The sequence below is a fragment of the Lentzea sokolovensis genome (assembly GCF_033949975.1).
GTDB lineage: Bacteria > Actinomycetota > Actinomycetes > Mycobacteriales > Pseudonocardiaceae > Lentzea > Lentzea sokolovensis.
This window is the reverse complement of the sequence record NZ_JAXAVU010000014.1, coordinates 32,440-50,494: the sequence shown is the minus strand read 5'-3', so window position 1 is coordinate 50,494 and position 18,055 is coordinate 32,440. Positions and strand designations below refer to the sequence as shown.

The window sequence follows — 18,055 nt, the reverse complement described above, 5'->3', positions numbered from 1 at the left end:
TGCCGGGGCGGGCGTTGCCGTGCTGTGAGGTGTGTTCGTATTGGTTGCCGATCTGTAACGTGTGTCGTAGTAACTTCTTTGTGGTGCAACCCGATCGGCCTCGAATTGCGGTTCTCTGATCGAAACGCGTTTGGCTGCAGGAGCCCGATCTGAGTGAGGTGACGATGTGACCCGCACGTCGAAAGGTCCCTCGTCGACCTTGCCACCGGCGGGTGAGCAGGGCCTGAGGATCAACCTGCTCGGTTCGCTGGAGTGCTGGGCCGGCAACCGCCGGATCCACCTCGGCGGGCCTGTCCAGGAACGTGTCATGGTCGCCCTGCTGCTCGACGTCGGGCAGGTCATGTCGGTCTCGCAGCTGGTCGACTTCGTGTGGGACGAGGAACCGCCCGCCACCGCGACCCACCAGGTGCGCAAGGCGGTCGCGCGGCTGCGTCAGCTGATCCCCTCCGGCGGGGAGATGATCCTCACCGAGGGACCGGGCTACCGGGTCGAACTGCCGGTCGAGCAGCTGGATCTCAAGGTCTTCCTGGACCTGCTGGAGAAGGCGGGTAAAGCGACCTCCCGGCAGAGCTGGGAGGAAGCGGCGGCGCACCTGCGGGCGGCGGTGGCGCTGCGGCGGGGAGAGGTGCTCGCGGGCAGCGGCGGCCAGGCGATCCAGACCGCGGAGGTCGCGCTGCGCGAACGCTACCTCGACGCGGTCGAACAGCTCACCGATCTGCGCCTGGCACGCGGTGACTCCCGGGAACTCGTGAGTGAGCTCCGCGAACACGTCGGGGCCAACCCGTTGCGGGAGAAGCTGCGCTCCCAGCTGATGCTGGCCCTGTACCGCTGCGGACGGCAGGCACACGCGCTCAACGAGTACCAGCAGCTCAGCCGGCTGCTGGCGGAGGAACTCGGGATCGACCCCAGCCGTGAGCTCTCCGCGCTGTACGAGCGAATCCTGCGCAACGACCCGGCGCTCGGTGCTCCGGCGCAGATCGAGGCGCCGGTGGCCGACAGCCCGGTTCTCCCCGTCGCCAAGGCGGTGCAGAGGCCGGCCCTGCGCTCGTTGCCCTACGACCTCACGGACTTCATCGGCCGCGAACCCGAACTCACCGCGCTGCAGGGCATTCTCAGCGAACCGGCGGGCCAGGGGCCGCAGGTCGTCGCGATCGACGGAATGGGCGGCGTGGGCAAGACGTCGCTGGCCGTGCGCTTCGCGTACCTGATGGCCGACAGCTATCCGGACGGGCAGTTCGCGCTCGACCTCTGCGGCTACACCGCCGGTGGCACGCCGGTGCCGCCGCAGGTCGCCGCGGAGAAGCTGCTGGGCATGCTCGGCGTGGAGACCGACGCCCTGCCCTCCGAGGCCGACGCGCGGATCGCCCTGTGGCGGACGATGACGACGGAGAGCAGGCTGCTCGTCCTGCTGGACAACGTCTGCGACGTCGCCCAGGTGCTGCCGTTGCTGCCGCAGAGCGGTCAGGCGCTGGTGCTGGTCACCAGCCGGACGCGGCTCATCGACCTCGACGGCGCGCACTGGATGACCCTGGGGACGATGACGAACGAGGACGGCGCGGCGATGGCCGCCCAGGTGCTGGGCGGGCGGCGGGCGGCCGCCGAGCCCGAGGCGGTGGCCGAACTCGTCGCGCTGTGCGGGCACCTGCCGCTCGCGTTGCGGATCGCGCTCAGCCGTCTCGGCAACCGGCCCCGATGGCCGATCAGCTATCTCGTCGACCGGATGAGCGACGAGTCCCGGCTCCTGGACGAGCTCAAGTCCGGCGAGCGCGGCGTGGACCTGTCGCTGCGGATGTCCTACGAAGGTCTCGCGTCACGGCATCGCACCGCTTTCCGCATGCTCGGGGTGTGCCCAGGTCGTGACGTCGACGTCTACTCGTCGGCCGCGCTGCTGGGCATGTCCGCGCTCAACGCGGAGGCCGTCCTGGAGGTGCTGCTCGACGCGCACATGCTCAAGCAGCACGAGATCGGCTGCTACACCTTCCACGACCTCGTGCGCAGCTTCGTCCGCCAGCTCACCCACGCGGAGAGCGGGGACGAGGTGCTGGCGGAGACGCGGGCCGCGTTCGCCCGCCTGCTCGAGTACTACGTGCGGGCCACCGACCAGGCGTGCGACGTGTTGTTCCCCGGCAGGGCGGTGCTGCGCGGCACGCCGATCGCCGAGACGTTCGAGCTTCCCCAGATGTCGACCGACGAGGCCGCCCGCAAGTGGACGTACCGCGAGCAGGCCACCCTGCGCGAGGCGCTCGTGCTGGCACACGAGCGCGGCTTCGACAGCCAGGTCGTCCGGCTGGCCCGCAACGTCGTGTTCCTGCTCGACGCGGACGGCCTGTTCGAGGAGTTCGCCGAGGTGGCGCGGCTGGCCGTCGTCTCCTCGCGGAAGGTCGGCGACGCCGAGCTGGTGCGCTTCAGCCTGTCGAACCTGGCGGTGGCCAACTGGAAGCTCGGCCGGTTGGAGGCGGGAATCGAGGCCGTGTCGGAGGCGCTGGCCGTCGCGAACGCGATCGACGACCGCAGGGGCGTTGCCAAGGACACCGGGGTGCTCGGCCTGCTCGTGCTCACGTCCGGGCGGCACGACGAGGCCAGGACGTTGCTGGAGGAGGCCATCCGGATCAAGCGGGAGCTGGGGGCCGGACGGGCGGAGGCGGAGTCGCTGGTCAACCTCGGCACCCTGCACGAGCAGCGCGGTGACTACGCCGAGGCCATCGCCGTCGGCGAGCGCGCCCTGCTGCTCAACCGCGAGCTCGGCGTCCAGGAGAACGAGGTCGTCACGCTCGCCTATCTCGCGATGACCCGCCTCGCGATGGGCGACGTGACCAGGGCGGACGAGCTGCTGGCGACCGCGCGCGATCTCACCCTGACCGCGGGCGTCCCCGGCGACATCGCGCTCGTGTACGTCCTCTCCGCACTGGTCGTCCACCGTCAGGGCCGTACGGCCGAGGCTCGGCAGTTCGCCGCGCTCGGGCTGGGACTGGGCCACCAGAAGGTGCGGTGGACACCGCTGCGGAGCATCGTCATCGACAACCTGGCGGCCCGTCTCCACCGAGCTCAGTCGGAACTGGCCGAGGCGTGGACGCTGCACGAGCGTGCGCTCGCGCTCGCCACGCGGATCGGGTGCCGGATCGAGGAGGCACGGGCACTCGCCGGCCTGGCCGAGATCTGCGACCGGCGGGGAGAGGACGAGCGGGCCCGCTCGCTCGCGCAGCGGGCGGACGCGCTGTTCGAAAGCCTTGGCGTTCCTCGGGGAGCGCGTATCTGACGGCTGCCGGGGTTCGTTCCCACCCGGAGTTCCACCGGGAACGGATCGGTATCGGCTGAGGGCACGCTGGCTGAAAAGCAGGTGTCGACAGCTGATGTGGCCTTGGAGAATCGTTGGGCCTCACCGATCTGCTGAGGAGCGCGACGATGAAGCGGCGGTGTACGAGCACTCGGTCCGATGGGACCGGAAACGCGATGCGGCGATGAACGCGGACATACGGCTGCTGCTGTGTTTCCCGTCGGTGTCGCTGGCGCGCAAGGCCGTGCGGAGCGGAGTCGACCTGCGGCTCGTGATCGCGGAGGACGAGCGGCAGGCCTTCGGGACGCTGGTGTCCGATCACACCGACGTGGTCGACCCGGACGACAAGAGCGCCGTGACGAGGACCGTCGCGAAAGTCGTCCAGGATCACCACATCACGCACGTCCTCGCCTCGGACGGATTCCCGGCGGCACAGACGGTTCCGGACTCCGCCGGTGCCGCCCGCGTCCTCGCCGAGGACGACAGGCTCGCGGAAGTGCTGGCCACGAGCAGGTATCCGATGATCCGCCGCGCCACCGCCACTGGTGCGGACGTCTCCGAGGCCGTCTCCAGGATCGGCCTGCCCGTGGTGATCCGTTCGGGACAACGGGAAGAGGTCGTGCTGCGCCGCGGCGCCGAACTGGCGGAATGGCTGAACGGTGCGGAGCCGGGGCCCGTCGAGATCGCGGAGTTCGTCATCGGGCCCGAGGTCGTGATCACCACGCTGACCCTGGACGGCATGCACCGCGTCGTCGGCGCCACGGCCAAGTGGATGACGAGTGGCGGGGTGCGGTACCTGCACCCGGCGGAGCTGGCCGAGCCCGTGTCGAGGGAGACACGGGCGACCGTCACGGCCGTGCTCGACCTGGTGGGATACGAGTTCGGGCCCGCGGAGACGACGCTCGTGCTGTCCGAACGAGGTCCCCGCGTCGTCAGCGTCAGACCTGGATTCGGGACCAGGACGATCGCCAGGCTCATCGAGATCGCGGCGGGCGTCGACGTGCAGACCGAACTCTTCCGGGCGCTGGCGGGTGGCCAGGTACGTCCGTCGAGTGCCCGGTGGTTCGCCGGTGCGGAGCACACCCACGCGGCGCCTGAGGGTGCCTTGTACGTGGTGGCCGAGGGACCGACACCGGAAGCGGTGGAGGCGCTGCTGGACCGCGGCCGGGGAGTCGCGCTCTCACCTGATCCGCCGCCGTCCCGCAGATCCGGTCCTACCGCGTAGGTATTGAAGCGGTATCCCGGGAAGGAACGGATCGGGAACCACGGCTGCGACAGTGGTTTCAGTCGAGCGAACGGGAGTGACAAAGTGCTGAAGAACTCAACTGTGAAGCGTTTCGCCGTCGTCACGCGCTACACCGGAATGAGCCTGGGTGTCGCGGCCGTCATCGCTCTGGGCGGTCCCGACTCCGGCGTCGAAGGACCCAACATGGTGCTGTCGAACGCATCCGCGCAGGTCGCCGGTGCCGTCCAGGCCGGCGTGACCGCGGCCTGAGTCGCCGCTCCGCCCCGGTTCGTGGCCGATCCTTTCCGATCGGCGAAACTTTCCTCAATCAAGACCGCGGCAGACCCATGCCCGAAAACGGTCTGGCGACGACGTTTCCGGCTGATCGAGCCGGTCTTTCCTCCCCATTCGGGGAGAACTCTTCTGAACTCACTGATCCGAGAAGCGGAGCAGCAATGCCTGTCACGCACGGCGGCGGCGTCGCGCTCTTCCCCGGCCAGGGAACCCAGGCCAAGGGGATGGGGGCGGGACTGTTCGACCGATATCCCGGGGCCGTCTCGCTGGCGAGCGACGTCCTCGGCTACGACATCGCGCGGCTGTGCCTCGAAGACCCCGACGGCCGCCTCGACGACACGCGCTACACGCAGCCCGCGGTCTTCGTGGTGAACGCACTGTCCTATTGGGACAGCGTCGATCGCGGCGAGCCGCCGGCCGGCGTGCTGCTCGGGCACAGTCTGGGGGAGTACAACGCGTTGCTCGCCGCGAAGGCGTTCGACTTCGAGACCGGCCTGAAGCTGGTGGCGCAGCGGTCCGCGTTGATGGGGGCCGAACGGGGCGGCGCGATGCTCGCCGTGGTGGGCGCGTCGGTGCAGCGACTCGAGGAGCTGCTCGCCGAGAACGAGCTCACGACCCTGGACGTGGCGAACCGCAACACCCCCTTGCAGAACGTGCTCTCCGGACCGGCCGCCGACATCGACCGTGCCCGTGAAGTCCTTGCGGGACAAGGCCTGCGCGTGGCCCAGGTGCGCGTGTCCGCGGCCTTCCACTCGCGGTACATGAAGCCGGCGCGGGAGGAGTTCGCGGCGTTCCTGCGCGGATTCCGGTTCGCGCCGCTGGACGGCACCGTGATCGCCAACGCGACCGCACGGCCGTACCGCGACGGCGAGGTGGCGACAACGCTGTCAGCCCAGCTCGACGGCCCCGTGCGCTGGTCGGACAGCGTCCTCGCGGTACTTCGCTCGCAGCCCGCGGCGCGATTCCGGGAGATCGGCGGAAACGGAGTGCTGACCAGGATGGTGCGCCAGATCGAGACCGCGCCGGTGTCGCGGGCGGTGACACCGCGGCGGGTCTTCGCCATCGCGTTCGCGGGCGGCGACGAGAACTCCTACCGGCCGCTGAACGAGCATCTCGGGGACGTCGAGCTGGTGACGCTGGAACGGCCCGGCCGCGGACGCCGCCACTCGACACCGCTCGTCACCGATCCCGACGCGCTCGTCGCGGACCTGACCGGCCAGCTGCGGGACCACCTGCGCGGCGACGAACCGTTCGCCGTCTACGGCCACAGCCTCGGCGCCAGGCTCGCGTTCCGGGTGTGCCGGCAGCTCCGCGCCGAGGGCCTGCCCGCTCCGGTGCGGCTGGTCGTCTCCGGCGAGTGCGGGCCGTCGGTGCCCAGCCGGGAGCGGGACACCTGGCAGCTGACCGGGGACGCCTTCTGGGCACACCTCGACGAACTCGGCGGGGTGCCCCAGCAGTTGCGCCAGTACGAGGACCTCATGGCGCACTACGAACGCGTGCTGCGCGCGGACTTCACCGTGCTCGGACGGTATCGCCACCACGAGGAGACGCCGCTGGACGTGCCGATCACGGTGGTCACCGGCGACCTCGAACCGTTCAGCGACGCGGACATCTTCGCGTGGCAACGAGAAACCACCGAACCCCTGGTCCGTCACCGGCTGCCGGGCGACCACTTCTTCATCCGCGCCCACTGGCCTGAACTGGCTCACCTGATCGAAGGAGCAAACCCATGACCGCCGAGCTGACCGCGGAGCTGAAGAGCTACCTGGAGAACGAGGCGCTGTTCACGTTCGGGGACGAGATCACCGAGGACACCGACCTGTTCAAGGCGGGGGTGCTCGACTCGTTCGGCTACATCTCGCTGATGAACCACGTGCAGCAGCGCTACGGCCTCGAGCTGGGCGAGCAGCTGCTCGACGAGGTGCTGGTCTCGCTCAGTGCGATCGTGAAGTTCGTCGAGGCCCATGTTCTGTCCGTCGTGGACGGTCGGTGACCGGGGATGTGTGGAATCGCAGGCGCCTACGGAGGCGCCCACCGGATCTCCGGGCACCAGGACCTGATCGCGGGGATGCTGCGCCAGATCGAGCACCGGGGCCCTGACGAGGCCGGGTGTTATCTGGACGACCGACTCGTGATGGGCACGGTCCGCCTGAGCATCATCGACCTCACCCACGGGTCGCAGCCGGTCGGCAGCGAGGACGGCCGGTGGTGGCTCTGCTACAACGGCGAGCTCTACAACTACCGCGAGCTGCGCGCGGAACTCATCCGGCTCGGGATGCGCTTCCGCACCGACTCCGACACGGAGGTCGTGCTCCAGGCGTGGCTCGCCTGGGGGCGTGACTGCCTGCGGAGGTTCAACGGCGCGTTCGCCTTCTCCCTCTACGACTCGCTGACGGGGGAGCTCACCCTCGTGCGCGACCGGTTCGGCAAGCGGCCGCTGTTCGTCGCCCGCCACGAGGGGAAGTGGCTGTTCGCCTCCGAGATGAAGGCGTTCCTGGCCGTTCCGGGATTCCGGTTCTCCTTCGACTCCGAGCAGCTCGCGTCGATCTTCGCGACCTGGACGCCGCTGCCCGCGCAGAGCGGGTACCGCGACGTCGAGCAGATTCCGATGGGCGAGTTCCTGTGCCTGCGCGGAGACGAGGTCGAACGAGGCCGGTGGGCCACGCTCGACCTGGAGCCGGGTCTGCCACCGGACTCCGAGGAAGAAGCGATCGAACTGGTGCGGGCGGAGCTGACGGCGGCGGTCGACGTGCGGCTGCGCAGCGACGTCGAGGTCGGTGTCTACGTCTCCGGCGGGCTCGACTCCTCGATCATCGCCCACCTGGCGGCCGGACGGCAGCAGCACCCGTTGCGGACGTTCTCGATCGAGTTCGACGACGCCCAGTTCGACGAGTCCGCCGAGCAGGCGGCGGTCACCGCGGACCTCGGCACCCACCACCAGTCCGTGCACGTGCGTGACGACGACGTGGTGCAGGCGTTCCCGGCCGCGGTCAGGCACGCGGAGGTTCCCGCGTTCCGGACGGCGTTCGTGCCGATGTACCTGCTCGCCGAGAAGGTGCGCGAGGCCGGGATCAAGGTGGTGATGAGCGGTGAGGGCGCGGACGAGGCGTTCCTCGGCTACGGCATCTTCAAGGACGCGTTGCTGCTCGACTCCTGGCACGACCTCGACGAGCAGGCCCGCCTGGAGCGGATCGGGCGGATCTACCCGTACCTCCCGCACTTCTCCGGGGAGAACGCTCCCCGGCGGATGCTGGGGCTGTACCAGCAGTTCACCGAGGAGCACCTGACCGGACTGTTCTCGCACCAGATGCGGTTCCAGAACGGCAGGTTCGCCGCACGTCTGCTGCGCGGTGCCAATGACCCGTTCGCCGCCGCACAGGCGATGGTCGCGTCCGAACCGGACTACGCCGCGCTCGACACCGTGCGCAAGGCGCAGTGGCTGGAGTTCCGCACCCTGCTGTCGGGCTATCTGCTCTCCACCCAGGGCGACCGGATGGCGCTGGCCCACGGCGTCGAGAACCGCTGCCCGTTCCTGGACCCGGCGGTCGTGAAGCTGGCCGCGTCGCTCAACCACCGCTTCGGCGACCCGTTCGACGAGAAGTACCTCCTCAAGCGCGCTTTCGCCGGCGTGCTGCCGAAAAAGGTCATCGACAAGGGCAAGTTCCCCTACCGCGCGACCGACGGCGCGGCCTTCGTGCGTGCGTGGCCGGAGTTCCGCGACGTCCTGACCGACCAGACCACGCTCGACGCGATCGGCGTGCTCGACCCGCGGTTCACCCGTGCCCTGGTCGACCGCGTCTTCACCAGTCCCGCCGAACGGATCGGGACCAAGGAGAACCAGGCCTTCACGCTGCTGGCCTCCCTGCACTGGCTGCACCACTGGTTCGTCCGCGGGCAGGCGTTCGACGCCTCGCCCCTGCGCGCCGGGCTGCACGTGGTCGATCGCCGCACGAGCGCGCTGCCGGCCGGACACGGCCAGGAATAGACGAGGAACTTCCATGACACAGCACACTTCCGGCGCGCAGGACACCGCGATCGCGGTCGTCGGACAGGCACTGAGGCTGCCCGGTGCGCGCAACGCCGACGAGTTCTGGGCGAACCTCGAACAGGGGCGCTCACTGATCAGTGAAGTGCCGGAGAAGCGTTGGCGAGCCTCGGACTTCGCGGGCGACCCACGCCGGGACGGCGACAAGACGGCCAGCGTCTGGGGCGGTTTCGTCGACGACGTCGAGTGCTTCGACGCCGACTTCTTCGGCATCTCCCCGCGCGAGGCACGGCTGATGGACCCGCAGCAGCGGCTGGCCCTCGAACTGAGCTGGCACGCCGTCGAGGACGCGGGCCACCGCGCCGACCGGCTGGCGGGTTCGCGCACCGGAGTGTTCATGGGCGTGTGTCACTGGGACTACGCCGAACTGGTCGAGCAGGAGCTCGCCACGATCGACGCCTACTACCCGACGGGCGCGGCGTACGCGGTCATCGCCAACCGCGTCTCGCACTTCTTCGACTTCCGCGGCCCGAGCGTGGTCAACGACACCGCGTGCGCCAGTTCGCTGGTCTCGGTGCAGCAGGCCGTGCAGGCGTTGCAGGCGGGAGACTGCGACCAGGCACTGGCCGGCGGCGTCAACCTCGTCTGGTCACCGCGGCACTTCGTCGCGTTCAGCAAGGCGGGCATGCTCTCCCCGGCCGGTCGGAGCAAGGTCTTCGACGCGGAGGCCAACGGGTACGTGCGCGGCGAGGGCGGCGGCGTCCTCCTGCTCAAGAGGCTCGCCGACGCGCTCAGGGACGGCGACGCCGTGCACGCGGTCGTGCGCGGCATCGGCAGCAACCACGGCGGCCGCACCAGCTCGCTCACCGTCACCAACCCCGACGCGCAGGCGGAGCTGATCGTCGACGTCTACCGGCGGGCCGGGATCGACCCGGCGTCGGTGAGCTACGTCGAAGCGCACGGCACGGGAACGCCGGTCGGTGATCCGATCGAGGTGCGCGGCCTGAAGAAGGCGTTCGCCGAGCTCGGCGACACGGGCGAGGAGCACCACTGCGGCCTCGGCTCGGTCAAGACGAACATCGGGCACCTCGAAGGTGCGGCCGGGGTCGCCGGTCTGCTCAAGGTCATCGCTTCGATGAGGCACCGCCGGTTGCCGGCCACCGTCGGGTTCGAGCGCCTCAACCCGTTGATCAGCCTGACCGGGTCACCGTTCCGCGTCGTCGAGGGGCTGTCCGAGTGGACCGCGCCGGACGGCGGGCCGCTGCGGGCCGGGGTGAGCTCGTTCGGGTTCGCGGGCACCAACGCGCACGCCGTGCTGGAGTCCGTCCCGGCCGCGGAGTCGACGCCACCGTCCGAAGAGGACGAATGGCTGCCGGTGTCCGCCTGGGACGACGACCGGCTGCGCGAGACGTGCGCCGATCTGGCGGTGTGGGCGCGCACGCGGTTGACGGAGGACGTGCCGCCCTCGTTGACCGACGTCGCGCACACGCTGAGGCACGGCCGCGTGCCGTTGCCCGTGCGGGTGGTTTTCCGCGCACAGGATCTGGCTGACTGGGCCGAGCAGCTCGAAGCGTTCGCGGAGAGCGGCGAGCTGCGCGGGGACAGCGTGCGGGGACTGGCCGAGGACGAGCAGGGCGCCGTGCTCGACGAGAGCGACCTGACGGACCTGGCGGCGGTGTGGCGTGAACAGGGCCGCACGGAGAAGTTCGCCCGCGCCTGGGTTCGTGGCCTCCCGGTCGACTGGTCGGCGTGGCCCGCGACCGGCAGGCGGATCCACCTGCCGGGCTACGCGTTCGCGCGCACGCCGTACTGGTTCCGGCCGCTGGAAGCCGCCGGTCACCCGTCGCTCGGTGCCGGCGTGGAGGAGAACGGCGGCTGGACCTTCCCGCTGACCTTCGACGCCGGCCAGGACGTCATTCGCGACCACGTGGTGAACGGCGTTCCGGTGGTTCCCGGTGTCGCGGTGCTCGGTCTGGTGCTCGCCGCCGCCGAGCGGATCGGCGGGATCGAGGTGCCGAGCGTGCGCAACGTCGGCTGGCTCCGGCCGCTGACGGTCACGGGGGAACGGCTGGCCGTGCGACTGCGACTGGAACCCCGTGACGGCGGTTTCGGCTTCACGGTTCTCGACGACGCCGGAAACCGCTACACCACTGGGCATCTCGCTTCCGGGCAAGCAGGGGGCGAAGCCGCCGGTGACCTGTCCTCCCGGTTCCCGCGGCCGGTCGACGTCGCTCGCGGATACGCGGCGCTGCGCGCCAGCGGGATCGAGCACGGGCCCGCGTTGCGCGGCCTGGTGGAGGTGTCGCGCGGCGAGGAAGGTGTGCTCGCCCGGATCCAGGTGCCCGCACGGGCGGCGTCCGGCTGGCTGCTGCACCCGGTCGTGCTCGACAGCGCGTTGCAGGCCGTTCTCGCCCTGGGCGCGGACGAGTCCGGCTGGCGCAGCCCCGACGCGGTGGCGGTTCCGTTCGCGCTCGACGAGCTGACGCTGCTGGCCCCGGTCGGCCGGATCACGCACGCGGTGCTCCGCGCCTCCGGCGAGTCCAAAGTGGACTTGGACGTGTACGGCGAGGACGGGACGTTGTGCGCTCGGCTGCGCGGCTACACGCATCGCGCTCTCGCGGCTCGCACGCCCGAGGCCCGTACCTCCGAGGTCCGCGCGACCGAGGCCCGTACCTCCGAGGCCCGCACCCCCGAGGCCCGCACGCTTGAGGCCCGCACGCTTGAGGCCCGTACGCCCGACGTCCGCAGGCCCGAGACGCCCACGCCCGAGGACACCCTCATCGAGGCCCACCAGGTGTGGCGCGCCGCCGCACTCCCGGCCGTGACGGCACCCGCCGGACCGCTGGTCGTGCTCGACGCGGTCCTGGGCGGAGGTGCCGGCGGCCGGCTGGACGCGGAGATCCTCGAACTGCCCAGAAGTCTCGCGGGCGGCCCCGCCGACGCCGCGAAGGTCGTGTTCGACGCCTGCTACCGGCACCTGCGCGCCCTGCTCGACCGGCCTGGACCGGCCGGCCGGACGGTGGTCGTCGTCGCGCCGGGACGCCCCGGCGACCCGGTGTTCGCTCCGCTCGCCGCGGTGCTGAAGTCGTTGCACAAGGAGAACCCGGCGATTCGCGGCAAGGTCGTGCTCGTCGACGGCCCTGTCGACGCCGCGCGGTTCGAGACGATCGTGCGTGCCGAGGCCGGTTCCGCCGACGTGGAGATCGCCTACGACGTCGCGGGTGGGCGCCTGACCAGGGAGACGGAAGAGTTGCCCGTCACCGGCGGTGGCGAGTCGCTGCTGCGCGACAAGGGTGTCTACTGGATCACCGGTGGCGCGGGTGGCATCGGCCGGTTGGTCGCCTCGCACCTGTGCACGCGTCACGGTGCGAGCGTCGTGCTGAGCGGACGGGCTGAGAGCACGGAGATCGCCGACCTGCGGGAGCGTTTCGGCGACCGGATCGCCTACCAGCAGGCCGACGTGACCGACCCGGCGAGCGTGCGTGCCGCGGCGAGCGCGATCACCAGCCGTTTCGGCCGCCTCGACGGCATCTTCCACGCGGCCGGCGTGCTCGACGACGGCTATCTCGTGCAGACCCCGCTGGAGACCACCGCGCCGGTGCTGGCTCCCAAGCTGGCCGGCACCGCGCACCTCGACGAGGTGTGCCGCGAGCACGGCGTCGGCTTCCTGCTCGTGTTCGGGTCGGTCGCGGGGGCGTTCGGCGGTGCGGCCCAGACCGGGTACGCGGCGGCCAACGCCTTCCTCGACGCCTGGGCCTCGCGGGCCTCCGGCCACGTCGTCCGCGCCGTCGACTGGCCGCTGTGGGCGGAAGGCGGCATGCGCGTGGACTCGGCGACCGAGGCCTACCTGCGCAAGACGACGGGAACCGTCCCGCTGCCGACCACCGCGGCACTGGGCGCGCTGGAACGGGCACTGGGCGTCGACGCCCCCTCGCAGCGCATCGTCCTGTACGGCGACGCGCCGAAACTGCGCCGCTACTCGGGTCTCACGAAGGACGCGCCCGTCCAGCGCACTACCACCGTCGCCGTGAAGTCCGAAATGGATGATCGAACGCTGACGGCCCGCACCGAGGAGCACCTGCGGCACCTGTTCGCCGAGCTGACCGGTCAGGAACCGGAGCGCATCCGGGCCGACCAGAAGCTGGAGCGCTACGGCATCGACTCGCTCGTCATCGTGGACGTGACCAGCAGGCTGGAGGACGACTTCGGGTCGTTGCCGAAGACGCTGTTCTTCGAGCACGTGGACCTGCGCGGCGTGGCGGGACATCTCCTCGCCGAGCACCGGTCCCGGCTCGTCGAGCTGTTCGGACCGGCAGAGCAGCAGGTGCCGGTGGTGGAACCCGAACTGCCGCAGCAGCCGGTGGCCGACCCCGTACCGGTCGCTCGGGCCGAGATCGTGGAACGCCCCAGGGCCGAGCACGGAGACCACGACATCGCGGTGATCGGCATGTCCGGCCGCTACCCCGGCGCGGACACGCTCGACGAGTTCTGGGAGCTGCTCAGCGAGGGCAGGCACAGCTTCGAGCCGCCGCCTCAGGACCGGTGGCGCCAGCAGGACATCTACTACGGCGAGCGTGACGTGCCGGGCAAGTCCGTGGTCAAGTCCGGGACGTTCCTGCGCGACATCGACGCGTTCGACCCGCGCTACTTCTCCCTCTCCCAGCGGCAGGCCGAACTGCTCTCACCCGAGGTGCGGCTGCTGCTGCAGGCCGGCGTCACGGCGCTGGAGGACGCGGGCTACTCCCGCGAGACGATCCAGCGCCGTTACCAGGGAGACGTCGGCGTGCTGGTCGGGTCGATGAACAACAGCTACTCGTTGTACGGCTTCCAGAACATGCTCATGCGCGGTACGGCGACGAGCGGCAGCGAGATCGGCGTGTTCGCGAACATGCTGTCGTACTTCTACGGCTTCACCGGGCCATCGATGTTCCTCGACACGATGTGCGCGTCCTCGTCGACGTGCGTGCACCAGGCCGTGCGGATGCTGCGAGCCGGCGAGTGCCGGATGGCCGTCGTCGGTGGCATCAACCTGATGCTGCACCCCTACGACCTGATCGGGACCTCCCAGGCCCACTTCACCAGCAAGACGGCCGACCTCCTGCGCAGCTACGGCGTCGGCACGGACGGCACGGTGCTCGGTGAGGGCGTCGGCATGGTCGTGCTCAAGCCGCTCGCCGAAGCGGTGGCCGACGGGGACCACGTGTACGGCGTGATCCGGGGCAGCGGCATGACCAATGCGGGCGTGCGCAACGGGTTCACCGTGCCCAGCCCGGTGCAGCAGGGCCGTGCCATCGAGAAGGCGCTGGACGACGCGGGCGTGGACGCGCGCACGATCAGCTACCTCGAAGGCCACGGATCGGCGACGTCGCTGGGTGACCCGATCGAGATCCGCGGCGCGACGAGCGCGTTCCGCCGCGACACCGCCGACCGGGGCTTCTGCGCGCTCGGCTCGGTGAAGTCCAACGTGGCGCACCTGCTGTCGGGATCGGGCATCGTCGGCCTGACGAAGGTCCTGCTGCAGCTGAAGCACCGGACGATCGTGAAGTCGCTGCACTCCGAGACGCTCAGCCCGGCGATCGACTTCGCCGAGACGCCGTTCGTCGTGCAGCACGAGCGCACCGAGTGGGCGCGTCCGGTGCTCGACGGGCAGGCGGTGCCCAGGCGTGCCGGTGTCACCTCGATCGGAGCCGGCGGCGCGAACGTGCACATCGTCGTGGAGGAGCACGACGACGTGACCCAGCCGGTGGCCGAGTCCGGACTGCCACGCCTGATCGTCTGCTCGGCGGCCACGCCGCAGGCACTGGGACGTGTGCTGCGCGACCTGCACGCGCACGTGGTGGCGTCGCGGCCCGGGTTGGACGCCCTTGCCTTCACGTTGCAGACGGGCAAGAACGAGATGTCCTCCCGTGTGGCGTTCGTCGCCGCGGACGTCGACGCCGTCGCGGCGAAGCTCGCCGCTCTGTCCGAAGTGGACTGGACGAACCCGGTCGTGCCGGCCGGCGTGTGGTTCGTGCCGAGCACGATGGGCGTGACCGATCCGCCGGACGAGGCGGACGTGGAGAAGGCGCTTGCCGGGACGGACCTCGGTGCGCTCGCGGTGGTGTGGACCGCCGGTGCGGCTGTCGACTGGGACGTGTTGTGGCCGCGGGCCGCGAGGCCCGCGAAGCTGTCGCTGCCCGGTTACCCGTTCGAGCGCGTCCGGTGCTGGTACCCGGAGTTCGACGACGCGCCGAGCGTGCTGGACCCCATCGCGTTCGCTCGGCGGGCGCACCCGTGGGTCGGCGTCAACGAGTCCGACCTCGACGGCGTTCGTTACCGGCTCGCACTGCGCGGTGACGAACTGCTCGACTACGTCTACTCGGTGCGGCGCGAGAAGCGTTACGCCACAGTCGCGCTGCTGGACGGTGTGCTCGCGTTCGCCGAGGTCGCAGGTCTCGGTGACGGCTGGGCCGTGCGTGACGCGCGCTGGGCCGCGATGCCCGATCCGTCGCAGGAACAGCTGCTCACGTGGAAGCTCGGCGCGAACCGTGCCGAACTGCACGACCAGAACGGCACTGTCGTGTTCGGCGCCGATCTCGTCGCCGCCGCAGAGCCGTTGCGGCAGAACGAATCCGTGATCAGCGAGCCGCTCTCGCTGGACGAGCAGGGGTTCTACGCGAAGCTCGGCGAACTGGGGGTGGACGCCCGGCCCTACGCCAGGGTGGTCGAGGGTGTCGCGGAGATCGGCGGACGGCTGCTCGTCCGCGTCGCGGAACCCGCGCTGTCCCAGGACCCGCACAAGCGGCACGTCCGGATACCGGCCTGGGTCCTCAACGGGCTGGTGCAGGGCGTGCAGTACCTCACGTCGGACGCCGACGCGACCGTCGTGCGGGTGCGTTCGGTGGAAGGCGCCGATCTCGGCCGCACGAGGGCGATCGTGTTGGACGGCAAGGGTTCCACGTTCGACCTGCGGTTGCTCGACGAGACCGGAGCGGTGCTGGGCCGGTGGGAAGGCGTGGAGTTCGGCAACGCACCGGCCGCTGTCACCGGCGTACAAGACGGGGACGGCGCGGCCCGGGACCGGCTGACCGCCCAGGTTCGCGAGACCGTGGCCCAGCTGCTCAAGACCGACCCGGCCGACATCGACCTCGACACGCACTTCCCGGCGTTCGGGTTCGAGTCGATCAGCCTGGCCTCGCTCGCGCAGGAACTCGGTGGCCGGCTCGGCATCGACCTGAGCCCGGCGGTGTTCTTCCAGCACCCCAACATCCGCGGTCTGGTCGGCAAGCTGGTCGACGAGGTCGGGGCACCCGCTCCGGCCGGGCTCGTTCCCGCTGTGCCGTCATCACTTCCGCAGGCACTCCCGGCGGCGCTGCCTCCGGCCGAGCAGGAGACCGACGCGGTCGCGATCATCGGTGTCGCCGGGAGGTTCCCCGGTGCCGACGATCCGGACGCCCTGTGGGAGCGGCTTCGCGAAGGCGCGGATCTCGTCTCGTCCTATCCGGCTGACCGGTTCGACGGCCGTTACGCCGATGTCGTGGCACGCGCCGACTTCCCGAAGTACGCGGGGCTGATCGACGGCGTCGACCGGTTCGACGCGGGCTTCTTCTCGTTGTCCCGGCTGGAAGCCGAACTCATGGACCCGCAGCAGCGGCTGGCGCTGGAGACGGTGTGGACGGCGTTGGAGAACGCTGGCTACTCGCCCGCGCGACTGCCTGAGGACACCGGCGTGTTCTTCGGGGTGTCCGGCACGGACTACCACCACCTGCTCAACGCGAGCGGTGTCGAGCCGGACGGCTACACCGCGACCGGCAACTCGCACGCCGTGCTGGCGAACAGGATCTCGTTCCTGCTCGACGTCCGGGGACCGAGTGAACCGATCGACACCGCGTGCTCCAGTTCGCTGGTGGCGCTGCACCGCGCGGTCGAGAGCATCCGGTCCGGGCGTTGTGCGATGGCGCTGGCCGGCGGGGTGAACCTGCTGCTGAGCGTCGACACGTTCGTCTCGACGCGGGCCGCGGGAATGCTCAGCCCCGACGGGCGTTGCAAGACCTTCTCCGCGGACGCCGACGGGTACGTCCGTGCGGAAGGCGTGGCGGCGGTGTTGCTCAAGCCGCTGGCCGCGGCACTGCGCGATGGCGACACGATTCACGGTGTCGTTCTCGGCACGGCGGAGAACCACGGAGGCAGGGCGGCCTCGCTCACCGCTCCCAACGCCTCGGCGCAGGCCGAGGTGATCGAGGCGGCCATGCGCGGCATCGACCCGGACAGCATCGGTTACGTCGAGGCGCACGGCACGGGCACCGCGCTGGGTGACCCGGTCGAGGTCGACGCGCTCACCACCGCCTACCGGAACCTCGGCGGCTCGGCCACGCGCCCTCTCGGTGCGGTGAAGGCGAACATCGGCCACGCCGAGGCGGCGGCCGGGCTGGCAGGTGTGGTCAAGGTGTTGCGGCAGATGGAACACCGCGAGCTGCCGGCGGTGCTGCACCTCGATCAGCTGAACCCGCACCTGAAGCTCGACGGCAGTGGTTTCGAGGTCCTGCGCGAATCGCGCCCCTGGCAGCCGACGACCGACGCTTCCGGCACCGAGTTGCCGTTGCGGGCCGGTGTCAGCAGCTTCGGGTTCGGCGGGGTCAACGCCCACGTCGTCCTGGAAGCCCCGCCATCGCGACCGGAACCGGCGCCGGCTGCCGAACCGCAGGCGATCGTCCTCTCTGCCCGTGACGCGGCTCGCCTCGCGGCTCGTGCCGAGGACCTGCGCGCCTTCCTCGGCGAGAACTCGCCGTCACTCGCGGACCTGGCCTTCACGCTGCAGGTCGGCAGGGAGGAGATGGAGCACCGGCTGGGCTTCGTCGCCCGTGACGCCGGAGAGGTCGTCGACGCGCTCACCGCGTTCCTCGCGGGTGGCACCGGCCTGCACACCGGAAGCCTGCGCCGGGCGCGTGGTGCGGCCGTGCGCCGTGATCGTGAAACGGAGCCGGAAGTCGCTGCTGCCTTGCGGAACGGCGATCTCCACCGGCTGCTCGCATTGTGGTGCGAAGGACGCGCGGTCGACTGGGGGAGCCTGCATCCGTCCGGTGAACGGCGAGTGCTGGAGCTGCCCACCTATCCGTTCGCACGCGAGCGTTACTGGGTGCCGGAGACGAGCACCCCGGAACCCCCGGCCGTGCCCGTGACGGTGATCGGACCCCCTTCCTTCGACGTCGGTGCGCGCGCCGCACTGCTGGAAGCGGTCCTGGCCAACCGGGAGGTTCCCGATGCGCTCGCCTGAGCCCACCTCGTTCTCGGAAGGAAC

7 protein-coding genes are annotated in these 18,055 nt (G+C 70.5%); all 7 read left to right on the top strand.

The annotated features are described in order from the left end of the window. Positions 1–166 precede the first annotated feature (166 nt). Complete coding sequence (locus SK854_RS34290; RefSeq protein WP_319979280.1) at positions 167–3,256, top strand: AfsR/SARP family transcriptional regulator; 3,090 nt, start codon at positions 167–169, stop codon at positions 3,254–3,256. Between the two features lie 202 nt (positions 3,257–3,458). After that, positions 3,459–4,499 carry an ATP-grasp domain-containing protein gene (locus SK854_RS34285; RefSeq protein WP_319979279.1) on the top strand — a complete coding sequence of 347 codons (1,041 nt, stop codon included), beginning with the start codon at positions 3,459–3,461 and terminating at the stop codon, positions 4,497–4,499. Positions 4,500–4,601: 102 nt separating this feature from the next. Beyond that, positions 4,602–4,769 (top strand): hypothetical protein, encoded by a 168-nt coding sequence (locus tag SK854_RS34280; protein WP_319979278.1) that lies wholly within the window; start codon positions 4,602–4,604, stop codon positions 4,767–4,769. 185 nt (positions 4,770–4,954) lie between these two features. Next, positions 4,955–6,526 carry an alpha/beta fold hydrolase gene (locus tag SK854_RS34275; RefSeq protein WP_319979277.1) on the top strand — a complete coding sequence of 524 codons (1,572 nt, stop codon included), beginning with the start codon at positions 4,955–4,957 and terminating at the stop codon, positions 6,524–6,526. After that, entirely contained in the window at positions 6,523–6,786 is a 264-nt protein-coding gene (locus SK854_RS34270) for an acyl carrier protein (protein WP_319979276.1), read from the top strand. The genes SK854_RS34275 and SK854_RS34270 overlap by 4 nt, the downstream gene beginning before the upstream one ends. Positions 6,787–6,792: 6 nt before the next feature. After that, on the top strand, positions 6,793–8,778 hold the full coding sequence (gene asnB / locus SK854_RS34265) for an asparagine synthase (glutamine-hydrolyzing) (RefSeq protein WP_319979275.1): 1,986 nt from the start codon (positions 6,793–6,795) through the stop codon (positions 8,776–8,778). A 13-nt stretch (positions 8,779–8,791) separates the two neighbouring features. Further along, on the top strand, positions 8,792–18,031 hold the full coding sequence (locus tag SK854_RS34260) for an SDR family NAD(P)-dependent oxidoreductase (RefSeq protein WP_319979274.1): 9,240 nt from the start codon (positions 8,792–8,794) through the stop codon (positions 18,029–18,031). Positions 18,032–18,055 lie beyond the last annotated feature (24 nt).

Coding starts and splice junctions, on each gene's coding strand:
- asnB (WP_319979275.1), top strand. CDS start 6,793: ATGTGTGGAATCGCAGGCGCCTACGGAGGCGCCCACCGGATCTCCGGG.
- SK854_RS34275 (WP_319979277.1), top strand. CDS start 4,955: ATGCCTGTCACGCACGGCGGCGGCGTCGCGCTCTTCCCCGGCCAGGGA.
- SK854_RS34260 (WP_319979274.1), top strand. CDS start 8,792: ATGACACAGCACACTTCCGGCGCGCAGGACACCGCGATCGCGGTCGTC.
- SK854_RS34285 (WP_319979279.1), top strand. CDS start 3,459: ATGAACGCGGACATACGGCTGCTGCTGTGTTTCCCGTCGGTGTCGCTG.
- SK854_RS34270 (WP_319979276.1), top strand. CDS start 6,523: ATGACCGCCGAGCTGACCGCGGAGCTGAAGAGCTACCTGGAGAACGAG.